We start from the raw sequence: 20,440 nt of genomic DNA, 5'->3' as shown, positions 1-20,440 counted from the left end.
CAGGAGGATATAATTGTGGGGCAGAATATATTGATTGAAATATCAGCAAGACACATTCATTTATCAAAAGAGCATTTAGATATACTTTTTGGGGAAGGCTATGAACTGACAGTGAAGAAGATGTTAAGCCAGCCGGGACAATTTGCATGCGAGGAACGGGTGAGCGTGATTGGACCCAAGGGCAAATTCTCCATGTCTGTGCTGGGACCTGTGAGGGAGCGCACCCAGGTGGAAATATCACTGACAGATGCCCGGACCATAGGGGTCAGCGCGCCTATACGGGAATCCGGTGATGTGGAGGGAAGCGGCAGCTGCGTGCTGGAAGGCCCCAGGGGGACGGTTATTCTGAAGGAAGGAGTCATTGCGGCAAAGCGTCACATACACACTACGCCGGAGGATGCCATAAAGCTGGGCGTGACCGACCGGGAAACAGTTGCTTTTGAGGTAAATATCAATGACCGTTCATTGATTTTCAAGGACATGGTGGTCCGGGTCAGCGAACATTATTCCACGGCAGCCCATATAGACACGGATGAGGCAAACGCGGTTGCCATGTCAGGTACGGTCTATGGGACCATAGTAAAGCTGCGGGGCAATGGTTTGGCAGATTCAGGTTTGGCAAATGCTGATTTGACGGATTCATCCATCGCTTAAATGAGGAAAACATGAAGCAAATAGAAAGAATGCCCCGGACAGATGGGGAGAATAAGATGGGAGTCATGCCGGTCAACCGTCTGCTGGTGACCATGGCGCTTCCAATCATGGTATCCATGATTATCCAGGCCATGTACAATATTGTTGACAGCCTGTTCGTTGCCAGAATCAGCGAACAGGCCCTTACCGCTGTCTCCCTGGCATATTCGGTGCAGAATCTGCTGATTGGAGTGGCGGTGGGGACCGGAGTGGGCGTCAATTCCCTGCTGTCCAGGTATCTGGGGGAACGAAACCAGGAAGGTGTTAACAAGACAGCTGTAAACGGTATTTTTATCATGCTGGTGACCTATCTGTTCTTTCTGGTGTTTGGCCTGTTTTTCACCAGGACGTTTTTTTGTTTGCAGACAGATTCAGAAGAAATCATAGAGCTGGGCGTGCAGTATCTGTCCATCTGCCTGGTTTTTTCTGTGGGCGTGCTGGAACAGGTGGTGCTGGAACGGATACTGCAGGGCACGGGAAAGACACTTTATACCATGATTACACAGGGGGCGGGAGCTGTTATTAATATGATTCTCGACCCTATTCTGATATTCGGGTGGTTCGGCTTCCCCAGAATGGGTATCAGCGGGGCAGCCATTGCAACCGTGACAGGGCAGCTGGCCGGCATGTGGATGAACGTTTATTTTAATAAGCGGGTCAACCATGAGGTGCAGTTTGTATTCCGGGGGTTCAGGCCGGATAGAGGAATTATCAGGCAGATATATAAGGTGGGCATACCGGCCATTGTAATGCAGTCCATTGCATCGGTCATGACCTTCGGGCTGAATCAGATACTGATTTCCTACACCGCAACAGCTGCCGCAGTGATGGGAGTCTATTTTAAAATCCAGAGTTTTATCTTTATGCCTGTATTCGGCCTCAATAACGGCATGATTCCCATTATCGGATATAATCTGGGGGCGGGAAGACCTGAACGGATACGCAAGGCCATACATTACAGCCTGGGGTATGCCACCGCCATCATGCTGGCCGGGTTTGCCGTATCCCAGGTATTCGCAGTGGAGATAATGGCAATGTTCAATGCATCAGAACACATGATGGCCATTGGCGTCACAGCCCTTAGGACAATCAGTTTCGGGTATCTGTTTGCCTCTGTCTCCGTTATCTACAGCGCTGTATTCCAGGCGCTTGGAAGAGGCATGGAAAGCCTGGTTATCTCTTTTTTCCGCCAGCTGATTATACTGCTGCCGGCTGCCTGGGTGCTGGCGGCGCTTCTGGGGCTGGATGCTCTGTGGTGGTCGTTTCCGGTTTCAGAGGCAATGGCTGCGCTGCTGGCGTGGATTTGGTGGAAACATATCCGCCGGCAGATGGCCGGGCAGGTGTGACGGCTCCTGCGCCGGCCGAACCAACTCTGCCGGACAACAATTCTGTAAAAGTGGGTTTCAAAATCTTGCAAACCGCTAAATTCTATGGTATTATAATTTGGCATGCCGGATTAATCATCTGGTCTGTTGGGCCGTCGCCAAGCGGTAAGGCACAGGACTTTGACTCCTGCACTCGAGGGTTCGAATCCCGCCGGCCCAGTACAATTGGGAAAGTCCGCAGGGACGTCTGTTTCAGGGCGTTTCTGCGGGCTTTCCTTCTATAAATAAATAGATTACACATAATCATATAACCCCATATTGTTGAAAGGACGGGGAGGAGGAAGGATAATGGAGAGAAAGCGAATCAGGGATTTCGGCATTGTTCCGGGCGTTATGAAGACCGGACCTAAAAATAAGATTACAGATGTGCCCGGGGTGCTGGTGGGCCATAAGACCGTGAGGAATGGGGACAGCAGAACCGGTGTCACGGTCATTGTACCGGGACCGGGAAATGCATTTGACCGGAAGTTCATAGCGGCCGGATATGTGCACAACGGATTCGGCAAGACCTGCGGTTTGGTCCAGGTGGAGGAGCTGGGGACCCTGGAGACGCCCATTGCCCTGACCAATACCCTGAATGTGGGGCTGGTGGCTGACGCCCTGGTGGAGTATACCATCAGGCAGTGCGCTCAGGACCAGGTGGAAGTCATGAGCGTAAGCCCGGTGGTGGGGGAGTGCAATGACTGCAGGATTAACCGCATACAGCACAGGGCTGTGTCCATGGAAGATGTGATGGATGCATTTTCCGCTGCCGGAGGGGATTTTGAGGAGGGGGACGTGGGGGCAGGCACAGGGACCGTGTGCTATGGCCTGAAGGGCGGAATCGGCTCTGCGTCCAGAATCATGCGAATCGGCGGAAGGGATTATACGCTGGGAGTCCTGGTACAGTCTAATTTCGGAGCCACAGAGGACCTGGTTATAGACGGTGTCCGGGCCGGCCAACGGATTCTGGCTGAAAAGGAAAGGCGCAGGAACATGGCCACAGCAGAACAGGACCAGGGGTCCATCATGACCGTCATTGCCACGGATCTGCCTGTCAGTGACCGTCAGCTGAAGCGCATCATCCGCAGGGCGGGGGTGGGAATCGCCAGGACCGGCGCTTACACCGGCCATGGCAGCGGTGAGGTGATGATTGGGTTCACCACGGCAGGCCGTCTTCAGGGAAAGGATACGCCGGAAATCATGACCAGCGCCAGTATCAGGGAAGACCTGATTAATGTGGCCTTCAAGGCAGCCGCAGAGGCTGTCAATGAAGCAATCCTGAATTCCATGACAGCAGCCGGGCATACCGCGGGCCTGGCAGGAGAGGTGTATTACAGCCTGTCAGAGTTCCTCCCCCGGATTCTTAAAGCTTAATGGCGCAGGGACATAAGTCCCTGCTCCGTTATCTCGCAGCCTCCCCTGGTGCGGTTGATGCGGATAAGGCCTTCTTCCGATAATTCTTTCAGCAGCCCCCGCAGGCGGCCGTCGCTCAGTTCCACGCCGGCCTCTGCCAGGGCATTTTTTATGGCGCCGCGGCCGATACGGGGAGAGGCTGCTATGGCGGCCAGCACCCTGAGGCGGACCGGGCTGTGGTCCTGGCCGGGCTTGCGCATCTGGTTTCTGATATAGGAGGGAAGCTGCGCCAGTATCAGGGGATGGGCGGCATAGTGGGAGAAGAAATAGCGGGTCAGGTTGTAGAGCTCCTGGACATTGCCGGGATAATCGTAATTCATCAGGAAGTCAAAGAGACTGGAGGACAGGATGTCCCTGGCCATAAGACTCTTGTTGTGGAACAGCTCCCGGAAGAACTGGTCCATGAGCAGGGGGATGTCCTCCCTGCGCTTCCTGAGGGGCAGGGTGTCGATGGAGGCTGCATTCAGCAGAAAAAACAGCTCCTCCCGGAAAAGTCCCTGCCGGACCATCTCATACAGGTCCTGCCCGGCCGTGGCGATAATGCGCACGTCAAAGGGGGAAAAGCGGGTGCCGAAAACATTGCCGGTCCGGTTGTCCTGAAGAATGTGAATCAGAAGTCCCTGAATCTCAGGGGACAGATATTCGGCACTGTCAATGAGCAGGGTTCCGTGGTTGGCCTCCTTAAACAGTTCCAGCATCTGGGAAAGGGGGTCGGAGACAATCAGGGCCGGGCCGGATGCTTCATGCACGCCGGGAATTCCGTTTACCCTTGCAGCCACGTTCAGTCCCATGGGCATATTCAGACAGACAAAGGGCTGCTGCCTCCTGGAGGAAGTCCTGTGTATGGCCCTGGCCAGAAGCTTTTTCTGGGTTCCGCTCTCGCCCTGAATCAGTACAGGAAAGTCATAGAGGGAAAGCCTGCGGGCATATTCCAGGATATGTTTCATGGGCTCCGATGCAGTGGTGAAGCTGGTGAACATGCTGTCCGTATACCGGGAGTCAGAGAATACGGGTTCCGGTGCAGCGGGATATTCCGTGGTCCCGTCAGCCAGCACAGGGCAGGGCGTGCTGGTCAGCAGGTACAGGGGCTCATGGTTGGGCAGCAGCAGCTCAAGGGAGCTGAGGAGCAGATGTTTTCCGCTGCGGTTCATCACCTTGTAATCCGCGCTGTGGCAGAAATCCATGCCTTTGCAGGGCTGCGGCAGGAACTGGGACAGGTTCCTGCCTGTGGTGCCTGTTTCAGGAAGCTCCAGGTCCATGGAGAATCTGCGGTTTACCATATTGATTTCCCCGCGGACCGACAAAAGGCACAGGCCGATGGGAAGATTGCTGATAACGGTCTGGAGAAGCTGCCGGGAATAGATGTAATCCTGGTAATAGGCGCTGGTCAGCTTGGCAATCTGCATGATGCTGTTTACATAGGACTTGGTAATCTGGTTGGACAGGCTGGCGGGAAGATGAAAATACTCGCACAGCTCGTTGACCGTGGAAATATCAATGATGCGGTTGCCGATATCAATGACATTGGTGATATGGCCGGGCACCAGCTGGGGCTCGCCCACGGTGATGGCATAGTGGATGGATTCGTCGGCAAGGATGCAGCCCGGATAAAAGGGTTCAAACCGGTACTGCACCACGCCGGCTTCCTTGAGCTGCTCCATGATGGTGACAATGGAGTCATAGGTGTCGTTTACTATGTAAACCCGTTCCCCTGGCGGTATGCGGATAATCTGGTCCAGACAGGCGTGGTTGAAGGTCCTGGTGCAGACAATCTGCATGACTTCCTTTGGGATGGGGATGGGAAATTCAGACTGGACCAGGGGGCTGGAAAACAGGATGCACTGGTATCCCTTAATCTGCTCCGGCCGCTGGACCTGGTCCAGTCCAATTGTGTCAAAGGCAATATGGGCGCCCAGTATCTTGTGGAGATAACTCTGGAATTCAAGGCGTATGTTGGAATTGATGCTGACTATTAGCACATGGTATTTTGGCTGGCTTCTGTCCATGGTCCTTCCTCCTGGGTATTATTAGGTTAATTATAACAAAAAGATTGGGATATAACAACCTAATAGGTTTAAATTTTAATTTGTAACGAATGCCTTACGGAAAAAAGAATGATTTATTTGACAAGGAAGTATAAAAACGTGTAAAATTATTGATAAGCAAGGATGCTTACGAAATGAGCGTGAGAGCTGTAGGTTTCCAGGCTTTTTTTGTATCATCACAAAAAAGGAGGATATTCTATGAAGAAAAGCGGAATGAAGCTGTGTGCACTGGCACTGGCTGCTGCCATGCTGGGATTGACGGCATGTGGTTCATCATCAGGCACAACTGATACCACGGCAGCTGCAGGCGGGGCGCCGGCCACGGAAGAGACGACAGCAGCGGCAGCTGTTGCGGAGGGAGAGTCTGTTTCCCAGGATACGGATATTATAGGAGCAGTCAATGTGGACTTTACCACACTGGACCCGCTGGATACCAGCGACACCCTTTCGGGAGGTGTTCAGCGCCTTATCATGGATGGTTTGTTCGGATTTGACGACGACATGAAAATCATCCCTATGCTGGCAACTGAGTATACGGCCAATGAGGGCGCCACCGAGTTCACCATCAAGCTGAGGGAGGGCATCACATTCTCTGACGGCACTCCATGGAACGCAGAGGCGGCCAAGGCCAACTTTGACCGTTGGGCGGACAAGTCCCTGGGACTTAAGAGAACCACATTGTTATGTAATATACTGGACACCACTACGGTGCAGGATGATTATACAATCGTAGTAAAGCTGTCCTCCCCATTTGGTGCGTTCATTGAGACACTGGCCCATCCGGCCTGCGTTGTCATGAGCCCCAAGGTAATCGAGCAGGGCTCCCAGGCATGTGCGGAGGCGCCTGTGGGTACCGGACAGTATACATTTAAGGAGTGGATTCAGGGCGACCACCTTACGGTTGAACTGAACAAGGACTGGTGGGGCTATGACGCGGATATCTGCGGCGGAACGCCTCTGGCCGACAAGGATGCCGGTTTCAAGACCATTACCTTAAAGCCTGTACCTGAGTCAGCAACCAGGGTTGCCATGATTCAGTCCGGCGACGCCCAGCTTATCTGGCCTGTACCGGATGAGAACCTGGCAGGACTTAAATCCGACCCCAACGTTATTGTGGGACAGGACCAGGGCCTGGTAGTGCGTTATCTGATGATGAATAACCAGAAGAAACCATTCAATGACAAGAGAGTCCGCCAGGCCATCAACTATGCCATCAACAAGGAAGCCTATGTGGCGGTTGTTAAGAATGGCAACTCCGAGCCGGGAACCTCTGTCATTGCTCCGAAACTTCAGTACTACAAGGGAAATGATCCTTATCCGTACGACACTGAGAAGGCAAAATCACTGCTGGCAGAAGCAGGTTATCCCGATGGCTTTAAGACAACCCTGATATTTGCCAACACATCCGCAAACATGAAGCAGGGCGAGTTCTTAAAGCAGCAGCTTGCCGAGGTGGGTATCGATGTTGAGCTTATCAGCTTAGAGAGCGCAATTGTAAACGAGAAGGTCCAGGATACGGACGCTCCCGGCGCTGAGGCAGAGGTTGATATGTATATCATCGGCTGGTCATCCTCTACCGGTGATGCTGACTGGGGCATCCGTCCTCTGCTGGCAAAAGAGTCTGAGCCTCCTATGAGCTACAATATCTGCTATTTCGAGAATGATGAATTAGACGGATATCTGAAGGACGGCCTGAACACAGCTGACCGCGATAAGAGAGCAGAAGCATATGCCAAGGCTCAGGACCTGATTTGGGAAGAGAGCCCGCTTGTATGTCTGGCAACTGACTTCAACTCCTGGGCAACTTCCAATAAGATGGTAAATGTAAAGATGTTCCCAGATAACTGCCTTAATATCAGAAATGGTAAGATGACGAAATAAAAGGCTTAAGGGTCTGGCGGAGGGGGATTCTCTGCCAGACCTTTTTGAGAATAAGGCAGCAGACGTCATACGGCCAGGCCGTATAAACATACAGGGTGTATACCCAATAATGATATGAGAGGTGAGAGTTTATATGCTGAGATACATATGTAAAAGAATTGTTGGAGTTATACCAACCCTGATTATCGTAGTTACATTTGTATTCTTCTTTGTCCGCCTGATTCCCGGAGATCCGGCCCGTCAGGTCGCCGGTCCGCAGGCAACCAAAGAGGATGTGGAACTGGTAAGGGAACAGCTGGGTCTTAACAAGCCCCTTCCCCAGCAGTATGTCAGCTACGTGACAGGACTTGTGAAGGGGGATTTGGGCACGTCCCTGAGGACCAAGCGTCCGGTGCTGACAGAGGTCCAGGGACGCTACATGAATACGGTGCAGCTTACCCTGTTAAGCCTGACATGGAGCGTGATTGCAGGCGTTCTTATCGGCATCTGGTCAGGCAGGAACAGGAGCAAGTGGCAGGACTATACAGGAATGACAGTGGCTGTCTCGGGTATATCCATGCCCTCCTTCTGGATTGGGTTCATGCTTATCATGGTTTTTGCGGTCAAATACAGGCTGCTGCCCACCACGGGAGCCGGCTCCTTCAAAAACCTGATTCTGCCGTCCATTACGCTGGGGGTCAGCATTGCGGCCATTATTGCCCGTTTTACCCGTTCCTCCATTATCGAGGTACTGAAGGAGGATTATGTCCGTACGGCCAGGGCAAAGGGCCTGCGGGAGAAGACGGTTATCTGGAAGCATGTATTCCGCAACTGTATGATATCCGTTGTAACGGTTGTGGGTCTTCAGTTCGGTTTCCTTCTGGGAGGTTCCGTTGTGACGGAAACGGTTTTCGCCTTCCCGGGACTGGGGTCCCTTTTGATTGAATCCGTGAACTACAGGGATTATCCTGCAATCCAGTCGCTGATTCTTATATTTTCCCTGCATTTTGTACTGATTAACCTGGTTGTGGACGTGCTGTATGCAGTGCTGAATCCTGAAATCCAATTGAGCTAAAAGGGGGCGACAAAAGATGGCTAAGAATAAAGTATTAAATGAAAAGACGGACATCAATACCCCGTTTTCAGAGTTTGTGAGAAAGTTTAAGAAACAGAAGACAGCCATGGTTGCCATGGTATTCCTTGGGTTCCTTGTGCTGCTGGCATTCATCAGCTATAAGATTGCTCCCTACGGCATCAATGAATATGATTACTCCGCCATTATGCAGCCGCCCACGGCCGCCCATCTCTTTGGCACCGATGAGTTCGGCAGGGATTTGTTCTCAAGAGTAATCTGCGGAACCAGGATATCCCTCAGCGTGGGACTGTTCGCCGTTACCGTGGGTATGCTGGTGGGAACGGTTTTGGGACTTCTGGCCGGATATTACGGCGGAATTGTGGATTCCATTATCATGCGTATCTGCGACGTCCTGCTGGCCTTTCCCGGCCTTATACTGGCGATTGCCATTGTGGCTATCCTGGGAAACGGACTTTACAACGTGGTAATCGCGGTTGCGGTATTCAATATCCCCAAGTTTGCCCGCCTGGTGCGCGGCAATACGCTGGAGACAAAGAACAGCGTGTTTGTGCAGGCTGCCCGCAACATCGGAGCCGGCGACATGCGCATCCTGTGGAGGCATATCCTGCCCAGCGCGATTCCCAATATTATCGTACAGTACACCATGTCCATCGGTACCTCCATCATCACTGCTTCCAGCCTTAGCTTCCTGGGCATGGGAGCCCAGCCACCCACGCCTGAGTGGGGGCTGCTCCTTAGCAATGGACGTAACTACATGCTGACAAGCTGGCATATCACCCTGTTTCCGGGCCTTGCAATCTTCTTTACCGTGCTCTGCTTCAACCTGCTGGGCGATGGTCTGAGAGATGCTCTGGACCCAAAACTGACTGATTAGGAGTGGGACTTATGGAAAATACGAATAATAATATTTTAGAGATTAAGAATCTGCACACCTACTTCTACACGGACAGCGGTGTGATTAAATCAGTAGACGGTGTGGATATTGAACTGAGAGAGGGAAGCACCCTTGGAATCGTGGGAGAGTCAGGCAGCGGCAAGAGCGTGACCGCCCTGTCCGTCATGGGCCTTCTGATGGGAACCACGGGAAAGGTGGCTGACGGGGAAATCCTGTTTGAGGGGCGCGACCTGACAAAGCTGAACGACGAGGAGCGCAGAAAGATGCGCGGAGAGAAAATCTCCATGATTTTCCAGGAGCCGATGACCAGCCTGAACCCTGTCATGAAAATTGGCGACCAGATTACGGAATGTATCCTGATGCACAACAGCATAAGCAAGCAGGAAGCCTGGGACAGGGCAGTGGAGATGCTGAAGCTGACAGGCGTTCCCAGGGTGGAGCGAATGATGAAGGAATATCCCTTCCAGCTTTCCGGAGGCCAGCGCCAGAGGGTTATGATAGCCATGGCACTGGTGTGCAAGCCCAAAATCCTCATAGCGGACGAGCCTACCACGGCGCTGGACGTTACTATACAGGCCCAGATACTGGATTTGATGGAGAACCTGAAGCAGAAAATCGGAACCTCCATCCTGTTTATCACCCATGACCTTGGGGTGGTGGCGGAGATATGCGACGACGTGGTGGTCATGTACAGCGGCCGGGTGGTGGAAAAGGGGGATGTGAAGTCCATTTTCGCCAATCCGTCCCATCCGTATACAAAGGGCCTTCTGGCATCCATCCCCAAGCTGGGAGCGTGCGCGGAAGAGCTGGAATCCATACCGGGCAATGTCCCGAATCCTAAATACATGCCCCAGGGTTGTAAGTTCGCTCCCAGATGCTCCTGTGCCTTTGACAAGTGCAGGGAGGAAGAACCTGGGTTCTACGACGTGGGAGGAGGCCACATGAGCCGCTGCTGGCTCTGTGAAAAGAAAGGCGGTGACGCATGATGGGAGATATCCTGCTGAATGTTGAAGGTATGAAGGTGTATTACCCTGTGAAGGGGGATTTTGGCAGCGGACGTGAATTCGTCAAGGCAGTGGACGGCGTCTCCTTTGAGGTGCGTAAGGGCGAGGTGTTCGGCATCGTGGGCGAGTCGGGCTGCGGCAAATCCACTTTGGGAAGGGGAATCTGCAAGCTGGAGACTCCCACGGCAGGGAAAATCATCCTGGCCGGGGAGGATATCTCATCCTATGGCCGTAAGCAGATGCGCGCGGTGCGCAAAAAGGTCCAGATGGTATTCCAGGACCCTTATGCATCCCTGAACCCCAGGATGTCCGTATTTGACATTATCGCTGAGCCCTTAATCATACACAGCCTGACAAAGAGCAAAAAGGAGCTGGAAGACCGTGTCATGGAGCTTCTGAGGAAGGTTGGACTGGATGATTACCATGCCAACCGGTATCCCCATGAATTTTCAGGCGGCCAGCGCCAGCGTATCGGTATCGCCAGGGCCCTGGCGGTTGAGCCGGAGCTGATTATTGCGGACGAGCCTGTGTCGGCCCTGGACGTGTCCATCCAGGCACAGGTGTTAAACCTGCTGCACCAGCTTAAGAAGGAGCTTAACCTGACCTATATATTCGTGGCCCATGACCTGAGCGTGGTGGAGCACATCAGCGACCGGGTGGGCGTCATGTATCTGGGCAACTTTGTGGAGGTGGGCGATAAGCGCAAGCTCTACACCAATCCTCTCCATCCCTATACCCAGGCCCTGCTGTCAGCCGTACCGGTTCCGGACCCAACGGCAAAGAAGGACCGCATTATCCTGGAAGGAAGCATCCCGTCGGCGTTAAATCCGCCCAGCGGCTGCAAATTCCACACCCGGTGCCCCCGGTGCATGGATATCTGTAAGGAAAAGGCTCCGGAGCGTTACCAGGTATCGGATGACCATTATGTATACTGCCATCTCTATGATGACAAAATCAAGGAGAATAAGGGATGAAACTCTTTATCAGTGCAGATATAGAAGGATGCGCAGGGGTGGCCCTGGCATATGAAACCCATAAGAATGAAGCTGCATACAGGGAATTTGCAGAGCAGATGACAAAGGAAGTGGTGGCTGCCTGCGAGGCTGCCCATGAGGCGGGAGCTGACGAGATTGTGGTAAAGGATGGTCACGGGGACGCCACCAACATCGACCCGCTTTGCATGCCGGATTACGTAACCCTGATTCGGGGCAAGAGCGGCCATCCCTATAACATGATGTCCGGCCTGGATGATTCCTTTGACGGGGTCATGTATATAGGATACCATGCCCCGGCAGGCAATCCCGGCTTTGCCATCAGCCACACTTCCACAGGCAACAGCCTGTACATCCGTTTAAACGGCAATTATATGAGTGAATTCATGCTGAACAGCTACACGGCTGCTTCCCACAAGGTCCCGGTGCTGTTTGTTTCCGGGGACAGTACCATCTGCAGCATGGCTGAGGAAATGGTGCCGTGCATCACAACGGCCGTGACAAAGACCGGCCTGGGGGCGTCCACTTACTGTAAGGCGCCGGGGCAGGTGGAGGCGTCCATCCGCCGGGGAGTGAAGACGGCTTTATCCGGCAATCCCTCCAGGTGCATGGTGGAGCTTCCGGAGACATTTACATATGAAGTGACCTACAAAGACTGGAAAAAGGCGTACCAGATGTCCTTTTATCCGGGAATGAGGGCAGTGGACACATTCACCAACAGGCTGGAGACATCCAGATGGATGGATGTGGTGACCGCCCATTGTTTTGTGGTGTATTAGAATGTTAAACGGATAAGGAGATAACAGCAATGGATATAGAAATGTTTGGAAAGATATCAGACGCCTTTGGTCCCAGCGGGTTTGAGGAGGAGGTGGTGCGCACCGTGGCTGGTTACTGCGGTAACTACCAGGTGGAAAATGACGCCATGAACAACCTGTATGTGCGCATGCCGGGCAAAACCGGGGACAAGCCCGTGGTGCAGCTGGACGCCCATCTGGACGAGTGCGGCTTCATGGTGCAGTGCATCCATGACAATGGCTGCCTGGGTATTCTCATGCTGGGAGGATTTCATCTGACCAACCTTCCTGCCCACACGGTCATTATAAGGACAAGGGGCGGAAGGAAAGTCAGGGGCATTATCATGTCAAAGCCGGTGCATTTCATGACTGACAAAGAACGGAATTCCCTGGAGCTGTGCATTGAAAACCTGTATGTGGACATTGGGGCAACCAGCCGCAGGGAAGCGGAGGAGGATTTTGGGGTATCCATCGGAGACCCCATGGTGCCGGAGGTGTCCTTTTCCTATGATGAGGAACACGGGCTCTGCTTTGGAAAGGCGTTTGACAACAGGGCCGGATGCGCCTGCATCGTAGATACCATGAATAAGGTTTATGACAGCAGGAATGAGCTGGCCGTGGATGTGGTGGGCGCATTTGCATCCCAGGAGGAAGTGGGTATGAGAGGCGCCACCGTCACCACCCAGGTGGTGAAGCCGGATTTGGCCATTCTGTTCGAGGGTTCTCCCTCAGACGACTTTTTCTTTTCCGCTACCCAGGCCCAGGGAAGGATGAAGAGCGGCGTTCAGATTCGCCGTATGGACAAGAGCTACATATCCAATCCTGTGTTCATGGAATATGCCATGGAGCTGGCTGATAAATTCGGTATCCGGTACCAGGAGGCGGTAAGGCGGGGAGGCAGCACCAATGCGGGCAGAATCAGCCTTATCGGAAAGGCGGTTCCGGTTCTTGTGCTGGGCGTGCCGTCCAGATATGTGCATTCCCATTATAATTTCTGTGCAAAGGATGACCTGGAGGCAGCCACCGAGCTGGCGGCCCAGGTAATCAAGGGTCTGGATGCAGAACGCATCCGCCATATCCTGCGCCAGGATATACTGTAGGATGGAGGTGCAGAAAATGGAGCGTCCGGTTATCGGTATTATGGGAAATACATACATGACCCAGCCAGGCTTGTTTGACAGCATGGAGAGGGCCTATCAGAACAGCTATTATGTGGATGCCGTCATGAAGAATGGGGGTATCCCTGTGATTCTGCCGGCGTCTGCCGTTATGGAGCAGACAGAGGAAATCATGGGAATCTGCGACGCAGTCCTGTTTCCGGGAGGGGAGGACATGACACCTTCCTATTATGGGGAGGACCCTCATCCGGCTATCCAGGTATATAAGCCTGAGATTGACGAGGCTCTTATGAGGGCGGGACGTTACGCCCTGGAGCACAATAAGCCCATGCTGGGAATCTGCAAGGGAAACCAGCTGCTTAACGTGCTTATGGGAGGTTCCCTGTATCAGGACCTTTCCCTTAAGGGACCTGACTGCATCAGGCACCTGCAGCTTGGCAGGCGGGATTACCTGACCCACCAGATACGGGTGGAAGAGGGAACCAGGCTGTCAAGGCTTCTGGGAAGCGGTATCTGCATGACCAATTCCATGCACCATCAGTCGGTGAAGGAGCTGGGAAAGGGGCTCAGGGCTTCCGCATATGCAAATGACGGGGTTATTGAGGCCATAGAGGATGAGGAGGGGATGATTGTAGGCGTACAGTGGCACCCCGAAAGCCTCCTTGTGTCCGCCCCTGATATGAACCGCCTGTTTTTGGATTTGTGTGACAGGGCTATGGAGAGAAAGGCTAAGAATGCATAATGGCCCAGGAGTTAAAATTTTGGGGACTTTAGAATTTCTATAGAAAACAATCACAGAATGCTCACAATTTATCTGTATGCTGAATAGAAATGGAAGCTGCCGGCTGCGGCAGTCTGCCTGAGATAAAATGCGGGGGTCCGTGTGATGACAAATGAGCAGTATTATGATTTGATAAAGCCCTACGAGGATGCCGGCCGGGTACTTAATACCCGGCTGGAAATCCTCAATCACAGTCTTTACGGGGACAGGTCTGCCGCCGGTCCCATACACAATATCCAGGGCCGTATAAAAGAAAAAAAGAGCATGGAATCAAAACTGGCCCGTCTGGGATTTACGTCAGGGGTTTCCAATGCCAGGAACCAGCTTCAGGATATAGCAGGACTGCGGATTATCTGCTATTTTGTGGAGGACATCTATAACCTGGCGGCAGCGCTTAAGAAACAGTCGGACCTGGTGGTCATCAAGGAAAAAGATTACATCCGGAATGCCAAGCCCAACGGGTACAGGAGTTATCACATTGTGCTGGGAATACCGGTGTATTTCCTGGACACCATGGAATATTTTCCTGTGGAGGTGCAGCTGCGGACCATGGCCATGGATTTCTGGGCCAGTATGGAGCACCGGGTATGCTATAAAAAGCAGCCCAGGAACAAGGAGCAGCTGGAACGGGATTTCTGCCGCTATGCCCGGATACTGGAGGAGATAGAAGGGGAGTTTGAGACACACAATGAAAGGAGAAGGGAAGATGGAGGTTAAGAAGGCGGTTAGGAAGGTGGAGGGGAAGACCGTATTCGCCATGTCATCGTCAGCCGTCCCGGTTTGCAGGGTGGACAATCATGAAACAGTCATATTTGTCACAAAGGATTGTTTTGACAACCAGTTTATGGAGGAGGGGGCCGGCCTGGACAGCCTGAACTGGGACTGCATCAATCCGGCCACCGGACCTGTCTATGTGGAAGGAGCCATGCCGGGGGATGTGCTGAAGGTTAAGATTGAGGACATCCGGGTGGCATCCTGGGGAACCATGGCTGCCATACCGGACAACGGGGTACTGGGGGACTGCATATCCGGCGGAAAGGTAAAGCGGATTCCTGTCAGGGACGGAGTGGCCTGGTTTAACCAGGACATAGGGATACCCTGCGCTCCCATGATTGGCGTGATTGGCGTGGCCCCTGCCCATGGGGAGATTCCCTGCGGAGAGCCGGGAAGCCACGGCGGAAACATGGACAACACCAAAATCAAGGCAGGAGCCACCCTGTACCTGCCGGTGTTTCATGAGGGAGCCCTTCTGTCCATGGGGGATGTCCATGCCTGTATGGGAGATGGAGAAATCATGGTAACCGGGCTGGAGATTCCGGCAGAGGTGACTGTGACCCTGGAGGTCCTGAAAGGCGTTTCCATCGTAAATCCCATGCTGGAGGACAGCCAGGCCTGCTATACCATTGCCTCCCATGAGAACGTGGAGACTGCCATCCATACGGCGGTTAAGGCCATGACGGAAATTCTTATGAGGGAACTGGGCATGGGCCTGGAGGATGCCGGGATGCTTCTCAGCGCCATGGGCAATCTCCAGTTCTGCCAGGTGGTGGACCCCAAACGCACGGTGCGTATGGAGATGAAGAAAACGGTGCTTAAGAAGCTGTTTTAAGCTTGGCCTGTCATGCGGAATACAGAATGGTCCGGGTATTTTATGCCCGGGCTTTTTTGGTGCGGTGAATTGCCGGCATCTGTGCCTGCGGACGTATGAACAACGTGTATTTGCAGATACTACATGTGTATTTATGGAAAAAGTGTAATCATTTATATGCATGGAAGGATGGTACAGGATGCGGAAAATATGGATATGCGGAGCCGGCGGACGGGTCGGCAGGAAGATGACGGATATTCTGGCATCCAGGCCCGTGGAGCTGCTTTTGACGGACGCGGACTCGGTGGATATCACGGATTCAGAGGCTGTGATGGAATATGCCCACATCAACAGGCCCCATTATATTGTAAACTGCGCCGGACTGACCGATGTGGCTGTCTGCCAGGAGTGTCCGGAGGAGGCGTACCGGGTAAATGCCCTGGGGGCCAGGAATCTGAGTGTTGCCGCCAGAATGGGTAAGGCCAGGCTGGTCCAGATGTCCACGGATGATGTGTTTGACGGGGAGAGCCAGGTTCCTTATACAGAGTTTGACCCGGTCTCCCCGCGGACCGTGTACGGCAAGTCAAAGATGGCAGGGGAGAATTTTGTAAGGGAGTTCAGCAGCCGTCATATCATTGTTCGGAGTTCCTGGATATTTGGAGACGGAAGCCCCTACCTGGAACGGATTCTCGATATGGCCAGACAGGGCAGGACCATCAGGGCTGCCAGGGACCAGATGGCGTCCCCTACAGGTGCCGACAGTCTGGCGGCCAAGGTCATAGAGCTGATGGAGTACGGGGAGGACGGATTGTACCATGTGACGGGCCAGGGATGGTGCAGCCGCTATGAACTGGCAAAGGAGGCTGTCAGGCTTGCGGGCTTCCAGGTTCCTGTGGAGCCGGTGAATGCCGATGAGGATACCCTGAGCTCCATGAGGCCCTCTTACAGCGTACTGGACAATATGATGCTGCGCATATCCGGCATGAGCCTTCTGCCCCACTGGAAGGATATGCTGGAGGCCTACATGGAGGGACTGCAAAAGGGCAGGAACGCAAAGGCGGGAAAGGACGGTATCGGCTATGGAAGGTAGGAAAAGGCCGGGCCTTACCACCGCTATTTTCATTGGGCTTGCACTGGGAGCAGCCACAGGCATACTGCTCCACTATGCAGTATCCCAGGGGCCTGTCCGGGACGGCCTGCTCATAGACGGCATCTTCTACCTTGTGGGAAACGGGTTCCTGCGGCTGATGCAGATGCTGGTAGTTCCCCTGGTATTCTGTTCCCTTGTATGCGGCAGCATGTCCATGGGAGACACAAAGAAACTGGGAAAAATCGGAATAAAGACCCTGGGATTTTATCTGGCAACCACTGCGCTGGCCATTACCGCAGCCATACTGACTGCCAATGTCATCAATCCGGGAGCCGGACTGGACCTTTCCTCCATAGAAACAGCCCAGGTGGCAATCGGTGAGAAGGAGGGGCTGGCGGACACCCTTTTGGCCGTTATTCCGGTGAATCCGGTAAGGGCGCTGGCGGATGGGGACATGCTGTCCATTATCCTCTTTGCGCTGGTTGTGGGAATCATTCTGGCCGGCTTAGGTGAAGCAGCAGAGACAGTGGGAAACCTGTTCAGCCAGTTTAATGATGTGATGATGCAGATGACGGTCATGGTCATGAAGCTGGCTCCCTATGGTGTGTTCTGTCTGACTGCCAGGACATTTTCCGGTATTGGATTTGACGCCTTCCTGCCCCTGCTTAAATACATGGCAGGAGTGATGACAGCCCTGGCCATACAGGGGCTGGTGGTCTACATGGCAATTCTAAAGGGATTTACAGGACTCAGCCCTGTTAAGTTCCTCAGGAAATTCCTGCCTGTCATGGGCTTTGCCTTTTCCACGGCAACCTCCAATGCAACCATTCCCATGTCCATTGATACCCTCCACAGAAAGATGGGGGTGTCACGGCGCATTTCTTCCTTTACCATACCGCTGGGAGCCACCATCAACATGGACGGGACGGCCATTATGCAGGGAGTGGCCGTGGTGTTCGCATCCCAGGCCTTTGGTATTCAGCTGTCTGTGGCGGATTATCTGACGGTCATACTGACCGCTACCCTGGCTTCCGTGGGAACAGCCGGCGTGCCGGGAGTGGGATTGATTACCCTTTCCATGGTATTTGCCTCCGTGGGCCTGCCGGTGGAAGCCATAGCCCTGATTATGGGAATTGACCGCATATTGGATATGAGCAGGACGGCCGTCAATATTACCGGGGACGCAGTGTGCACCACAGTGGTTGCATTCCAGGATGGAGGCGTGGACAGGGCTGTGTTTGATGATATGGAGACTGGATGAACGGGCAGGCTGTGATTGGACAGATGTGACAGAGCGCTGTTGCAGGGTGCTGCGATGGGGCAGATGTGACAGGGATGATGAGAAACTTCTTGACGTACCACCCTCTGGATTTTATACTTGTACTATATCCAGATATTGGTGTGAGCGTGCAGGAGGGGAATATGAATATATTCGGATTTGAGATTAAGAGCAAGGAGGAGCGGGAGCAGGAGGAACGGGAATATATGCACCGCATTTTTCCGGGAGGAACAGCGCAGAAGGCGGCTGTGGAGCAGCAGCTTAAGGAGAAGCTTCCAAAGGAAGACAAAAAGGCGGTTATGCTTTACTATATCCTGGTGAAGGATGCCATGACGGCCGGGAACGGCATGAGCTTTGAGGATGCTGTGGAGAAGGTGTCTAAGAAGCAGCGGATTCTCAAGCTGACGCCGGTGATGCTGGAGAAGGTGAGAGAGGTGATGGAGGACAATCAGTGACGGTTGTCCTTTTGTCTTGTGAAACCTTTGAAGTTAGGAAGAACCTCTTTCCGGGTATTATTTATGCGCATTAATTGGGGTGGCAGATGTTAAGAAGGGCGCTGCAACAGCGCCCTGACTTACTCAATCATAGTAATGTTCTACAAGCCGGAGAAATTGGGCGGAAGGAGGATTTGTTTTTCCGGTGAACAGAGAGAAGGACAGCTGGATTTTACCCCTGCTTTGGAAAAACAAAAAAACCCCGCAAGGCTTATACCTGCGAGGTTTTCTTCATGCGCCAGAGAAGATTCGAACTCCCGACACTACGGTCCGTAGCCGTATGCTCTATCCAGCTGAGCTACTGACGCATGCTGCTGTTTGATTTGTATCTCTAACAGCGCAAGAGCTATTATATCTTGTCCTGGAAGAAATGTCAATGGGTTTTTAAAAATATTTTTAAATAGTTCATTTCACAAGTATGTAACTACCTTGAAAGATGTCGCATTTTGTGGTATTATGTTACAAGCAGAGGTAAGAAAGAGCGGGGATGTCTGATTCTTATCTCTTATTTTGTATTGAGCGGGGATAAAATTATGAAGCAGAAATTGTCGAAGCAGAATCTTCTGCTTGTGGGATTTACATTATTTTCCATGTTTTTTGGCGCGGGGAATTTAATTTTCCCGCCTTTTCTAGGCGCTCAGGCAGGTGTCATGACCTGGAGGGCCATGTCGGGGTTTCTGCTCAGTGCAGTGGGACTGCCTGTTTTGGGCGTGGCTGCAGTTGCTCTTTCCGGCGGCCTGACCAGGCTGGCGGGCAGAGTGCACCCTGGGTTTGCTTTCCTGTTTACCCTTCTTATCTACCTTTCCATAGGCCCGTGCCTGGCTATTCCCAGGACCTCCAGCACTTCTTTTGAGATGACAGTGTTTCCGGTTCTTGAACAATTGGGAGTTTCACTGAAAAGTACGGTAAGGCTTACCGGGCTCACGGTCCAGACCATGGCGCAGTTCGGATATTCCGTGGTGTTTTTTACGGCTGCCATGGCAGTGGCGTTCAGGCCGGATAAGCTGACGGACCGGCTGGGAAAGATACTGTGTCCCACACTTCTGGTGCTCATCGGCGTCATTTTCATCGGATGCCTGGTGTGGCCCATGGGTCATTACGGGGTACCGGGAGCTGTCTATGAGTCGGGTCCCGTTGTGGCGGGATTCCTGGAAGGATACCAGACCATGGATACCATTGCGGCCCTGAATTTTGGAATCATCATTGCCATTAATATCCGGGCAAAGGGAGTGGAGCAGGAAGGTGCGGTTGTCAGGGAAACCATTAAGGCAGGAATCATAGCAGGCATTCTTCTGGCCCTGATTTATGCGGCCCTGGCCCATATCGGCGCTCCTGCGGGGACAGCGGCGGGCAGCATGGATAATGGGGCAAGGATACTGACCTATGTTGCGGGAAACCTCTTTGGAAATGCCGGTATGATGATACTGGGGCTTATTTTCCTCATAGCCTGTTTTAATACCTGCGTGGGGCTTCTCAGCTGCTGCAGCCAGTATTTTAATTCCATTATACCGGTTATCAGCTATAGAGTATGGGTATTTCTGTTTGCCCTGATTAGCCTGATTATATCCAGCGCAGGACTTAATAAAATATTGGCCGTGTCAGTGCCGGTCCTGGACGCCATTTACCCAATTGCCATTGTGCTGATTGTGCTGGCGTTTATGGGACCGCTGACAAGGCGGTGGCCGGCTATGTATCCCTGGGCCATCCTGTTTACAGGGGCGGTCAGCGTGGTATATGCCCTGGAACAGAGCAAATTCGTGATTCCCTTTCTAACCCAGGCAACTACGTTCTTGCCTGGATACGGAGCAGGTCTGGGATGGATTGTGCCGGCGTTTGTGGGAATGGCAGCCGGTATCATTTATTCCTCAGCTATGGGAGAACAGGAAGAATAAATAAGGACAGATAAAGAAGATAAAGACAGACAAGGA

18 protein-coding genes and 2 tRNA genes are annotated in these 20,440 nt (G+C 52.9%); 18 read left to right on the top strand and 2 right to left on the bottom strand.

Annotation, left to right across the window (positions count from 1 at the left end; genetic code table 11):
* The first annotated feature begins 15 nt into the window (after positions 1 to 15).
* The 4 genes from pduL to FGS84_RS16700 all read left to right on the top strand — a co-directional run bounded on the left by pduL (position 16) and on the right by FGS84_RS16700 (position 3,434).
* Positions 16 to 654, top strand: coding sequence for a phosphate propanoyltransferase (pduL, locus tag FGS84_RS16715; protein WP_138309668.1), 639 nt, complete (start codon positions 16 to 18; stop codon positions 652 to 654).
* An 11-nt stretch (positions 655 to 665) separates the two neighbouring features.
* Positions 666 to 2,039 (top strand): MATE family efflux transporter, encoded by a 1,374-nt coding sequence (locus tag FGS84_RS16710; RefSeq protein WP_138309667.1) that lies wholly within the window; start codon positions 666 to 668, stop codon positions 2,037 to 2,039.
* Between the two features lie 127 nt (positions 2,040 to 2,166).
* A tRNA-Gln gene (locus FGS84_RS16705) sits at positions 2,167 to 2,238 on the top strand.
* Positions 2,239 to 2,366: 128 nt separating this feature from the next.
* A complete protein-coding gene (locus FGS84_RS16700; RefSeq protein WP_138309666.1) occupies positions 2,367 to 3,434 on the top strand; it encodes a P1 family peptidase in 1,068 nt (355 codons plus the stop codon).
* Here FGS84_RS16700 and FGS84_RS16695 read toward each other — a convergent pair.
* Positions 3,431 to 5,479 (bottom strand): sigma 54-interacting transcriptional regulator, encoded by a 2,049-nt coding sequence (locus tag FGS84_RS16695; protein WP_138309665.1) that lies wholly within the window; start codon positions 5,477 to 5,479, stop codon positions 3,431 to 3,433. The two genes, FGS84_RS16700 and FGS84_RS16695, sit on opposite strands and share 4 nt — an antisense overlap.
* Positions 5,480 to 5,716: 237 nt before the next feature.
* On the opposite strand from FGS84_RS16695, the gene FGS84_RS16690 reads away from it, so the two are divergent.
* The 13 genes from FGS84_RS16690 to FGS84_RS16630 all read left to right on the top strand — a co-directional run bounded on the left by FGS84_RS16690 (position 5,717) and on the right by FGS84_RS16630 (position 18,473).
* Positions 5,717 to 7,399, top strand: coding sequence for a glutathione ABC transporter substrate-binding protein (locus FGS84_RS16690; protein WP_138309664.1), 1,683 nt, complete (start codon positions 5,717 to 5,719; stop codon positions 7,397 to 7,399).
* Positions 7,400 to 7,532: 133 nt separating this feature from the next.
* A complete protein-coding gene (locus tag FGS84_RS16685; RefSeq protein ID WP_138309663.1) occupies positions 7,533 to 8,453 on the top strand; it encodes an ABC transporter permease subunit in 921 nt (306 codons plus the stop codon).
* Positions 8,454 to 8,469: 16 nt separating this feature from the next.
* Positions 8,470 to 9,348, top strand: a complete 879-nt coding sequence (locus tag FGS84_RS16680) for an ABC transporter permease subunit (protein WP_138309662.1) — start codon at positions 8,470 to 8,472, stop codon at positions 9,346 to 9,348.
* An 11-nt stretch (positions 9,349 to 9,359) separates the two neighbouring features.
* A complete protein-coding gene (locus FGS84_RS16675) occupies positions 9,360 to 10,355 on the top strand; it encodes an ABC transporter ATP-binding protein (protein WP_138309661.1) in 996 nt (331 codons plus the stop codon).
* Positions 10,355 to 11,347 (top strand): dipeptide ABC transporter ATP-binding protein, encoded by a 993-nt coding sequence (locus FGS84_RS16670; RefSeq protein ID WP_138309722.1) that lies wholly within the window; start codon positions 10,355 to 10,357, stop codon positions 11,345 to 11,347. Before FGS84_RS16675 ends, FGS84_RS16670 begins: the two co-directional genes overlap by 1 nt.
* Complete coding sequence (locus tag FGS84_RS16665; RefSeq protein ID WP_138309660.1) at positions 11,344 to 12,144, top strand: M55 family metallopeptidase; 801 nt, start codon at positions 11,344 to 11,346, stop codon at positions 12,142 to 12,144. The genes FGS84_RS16670 and FGS84_RS16665 overlap by 4 nt, the downstream gene beginning before the upstream one ends.
* A gap of 29 nt (positions 12,145 to 12,173) precedes the next feature.
* A complete protein-coding gene (locus FGS84_RS16660) occupies positions 12,174 to 13,262 on the top strand; it encodes a M20/M25/M40 family metallo-hydrolase (RefSeq protein ID WP_138309659.1) in 1,089 nt (362 codons plus the stop codon).
* Between the two features lies 1 nt (position 13,263).
* A complete protein-coding gene (locus tag FGS84_RS16655; protein WP_227146456.1) occupies positions 13,264 to 14,022 on the top strand; it encodes a gamma-glutamyl-gamma-aminobutyrate hydrolase family protein in 759 nt (252 codons plus the stop codon).
* Positions 14,023 to 14,166: 144 nt separating this feature from the next.
* Positions 14,167 to 14,778 (top strand): (p)ppGpp synthetase, encoded by a 612-nt coding sequence (locus FGS84_RS16650; protein ID WP_138309720.1) that lies wholly within the window; start codon positions 14,167 to 14,169, stop codon positions 14,776 to 14,778.
* Positions 14,768 to 15,670 carry an acetamidase/formamidase family protein gene (locus tag FGS84_RS16645; RefSeq protein ID WP_227146459.1) on the top strand — a complete coding sequence of 301 codons (903 nt, stop codon included), beginning with the start codon at positions 14,768 to 14,770 and terminating at the stop codon, positions 15,668 to 15,670. Before FGS84_RS16650 ends, FGS84_RS16645 begins: the two co-directional genes overlap by 11 nt.
* A gap of 178 nt (positions 15,671 to 15,848) precedes the next feature.
* Positions 15,849 to 16,739, top strand: a complete 891-nt coding sequence (gene rfbD, locus FGS84_RS16640) for a dTDP-4-dehydrorhamnose reductase (RefSeq protein WP_138309657.1) — start codon at positions 15,849 to 15,851, stop codon at positions 16,737 to 16,739.
* Complete coding sequence (locus FGS84_RS16635) at positions 16,729 to 18,000, top strand: dicarboxylate/amino acid:cation symporter (protein WP_138309656.1); 1,272 nt, start codon at positions 16,729 to 16,731, stop codon at positions 17,998 to 18,000. The genes rfbD and FGS84_RS16635 overlap by 11 nt, the downstream gene beginning before the upstream one ends.
* Before the next feature lie 161 nt (positions 18,001 to 18,161).
* A complete protein-coding gene (locus tag FGS84_RS16630) occupies positions 18,162 to 18,473 on the top strand; it encodes a hypothetical protein (protein WP_138309655.1) in 312 nt (103 codons plus the stop codon).
* A 273-nt stretch (positions 18,474 to 18,746) separates the two neighbouring features.
* On the opposite strand, the gene FGS84_RS16625 is transcribed toward FGS84_RS16630, so the two are convergent.
* Positions 18,747 to 18,820, bottom strand: a tRNA-Arg gene (locus FGS84_RS16625).
* Positions 18,821 to 19,045: 225 nt separating this feature from the next.
* Here FGS84_RS16625 and brnQ point away from each other — a divergent pair.
* On the top strand, positions 19,046 to 20,404 hold the full coding sequence (gene brnQ, locus FGS84_RS16620) for a branched-chain amino acid transport system II carrier protein (RefSeq protein WP_138309654.1): 1,359 nt from the start codon (positions 19,046 to 19,048) through the stop codon (positions 20,402 to 20,404).
* Positions 20,405 to 20,440: the final 36 nt, after the last annotated feature.

It is taken from the genome of Clostridium sp. 1001271st1 H5 (genome assembly GCF_005845215.1).
Lineage (GTDB): Bacteria > Bacillota > Clostridia > Lachnospirales > Lachnospiraceae > Enterocloster.
Note: the sequence above shows the minus strand (reverse complement) of the source record. Positions and strands in the feature narration are given on the sequence as shown.

Bases quoted from the DNA above. Each gene is read 5' to 3' on its own strand.
- FGS84_RS16710 (WP_138309667.1), top strand. From the start codon at position 666: ATGAAGCAAATAGAAAGAATGCCCCGGACAGATGGGGAGAATAAGATG.
- FGS84_RS16700 (WP_138309666.1), top strand. From the start codon at position 2,367: ATGGAGAGAAAGCGAATCAGGGATTTCGGCATTGTTCCGGGCGTTATG.
- FGS84_RS16695 (WP_138309665.1), bottom strand. From the start codon at position 5,479: ATGGACAGAAGCCAGCCAAAATACCATGTGCTAATAGTCAGCATCAAT.
- FGS84_RS16690 (WP_138309664.1), top strand. From the start codon at position 5,717: ATGAAGAAAAGCGGAATGAAGCTGTGTGCACTGGCACTGGCTGCTGCC.
- FGS84_RS16685 (WP_138309663.1), top strand. From the start codon at position 7,533: ATGCTGAGATACATATGTAAAAGAATTGTTGGAGTTATACCAACCCTG.
- FGS84_RS16680 (WP_138309662.1), top strand. From the start codon at position 8,470: ATGGCTAAGAATAAAGTATTAAATGAAAAGACGGACATCAATACCCCG.
- FGS84_RS16675 (WP_138309661.1), top strand. From the start codon at position 9,360: ATGGAAAATACGAATAATAATATTTTAGAGATTAAGAATCTGCACACC.
- FGS84_RS16670 (WP_138309722.1), top strand. From the start codon at position 10,355: ATGGGAGATATCCTGCTGAATGTTGAAGGTATGAAGGTGTATTACCCT.
- FGS84_RS16665 (WP_138309660.1), top strand. From the start codon at position 11,344: ATGAAACTCTTTATCAGTGCAGATATAGAAGGATGCGCAGGGGTGGCC.
- FGS84_RS16660 (WP_138309659.1), top strand. From the start codon at position 12,174: ATGGATATAGAAATGTTTGGAAAGATATCAGACGCCTTTGGTCCCAGC.
- FGS84_RS16655 (WP_227146456.1), top strand. From the start codon at position 13,264: ATGGAGGTGCAGAAAATGGAGCGTCCGGTTATCGGTATTATGGGAAAT.
- FGS84_RS16650 (WP_138309720.1), top strand. From the start codon at position 14,167: ATGACAAATGAGCAGTATTATGATTTGATAAAGCCCTACGAGGATGCC.
- FGS84_RS16645 (WP_227146459.1), top strand. From the start codon at position 14,768: ATGGAGGTTAAGAAGGCGGTTAGGAAGGTGGAGGGGAAGACCGTATTC.
- rfbD (WP_138309657.1), top strand. From the start codon at position 15,849: ATGCGGAAAATATGGATATGCGGAGCCGGCGGACGGGTCGGCAGGAAG.
- FGS84_RS16635 (WP_138309656.1), top strand. From the start codon at position 16,729: ATGGAAGGTAGGAAAAGGCCGGGCCTTACCACCGCTATTTTCATTGGG.
- FGS84_RS16630 (WP_138309655.1), top strand. From the start codon at position 18,162: ATGAATATATTCGGATTTGAGATTAAGAGCAAGGAGGAGCGGGAGCAG.
- brnQ (WP_138309654.1), top strand. From the start codon at position 19,046: ATGAAGCAGAAATTGTCGAAGCAGAATCTTCTGCTTGTGGGATTTACA.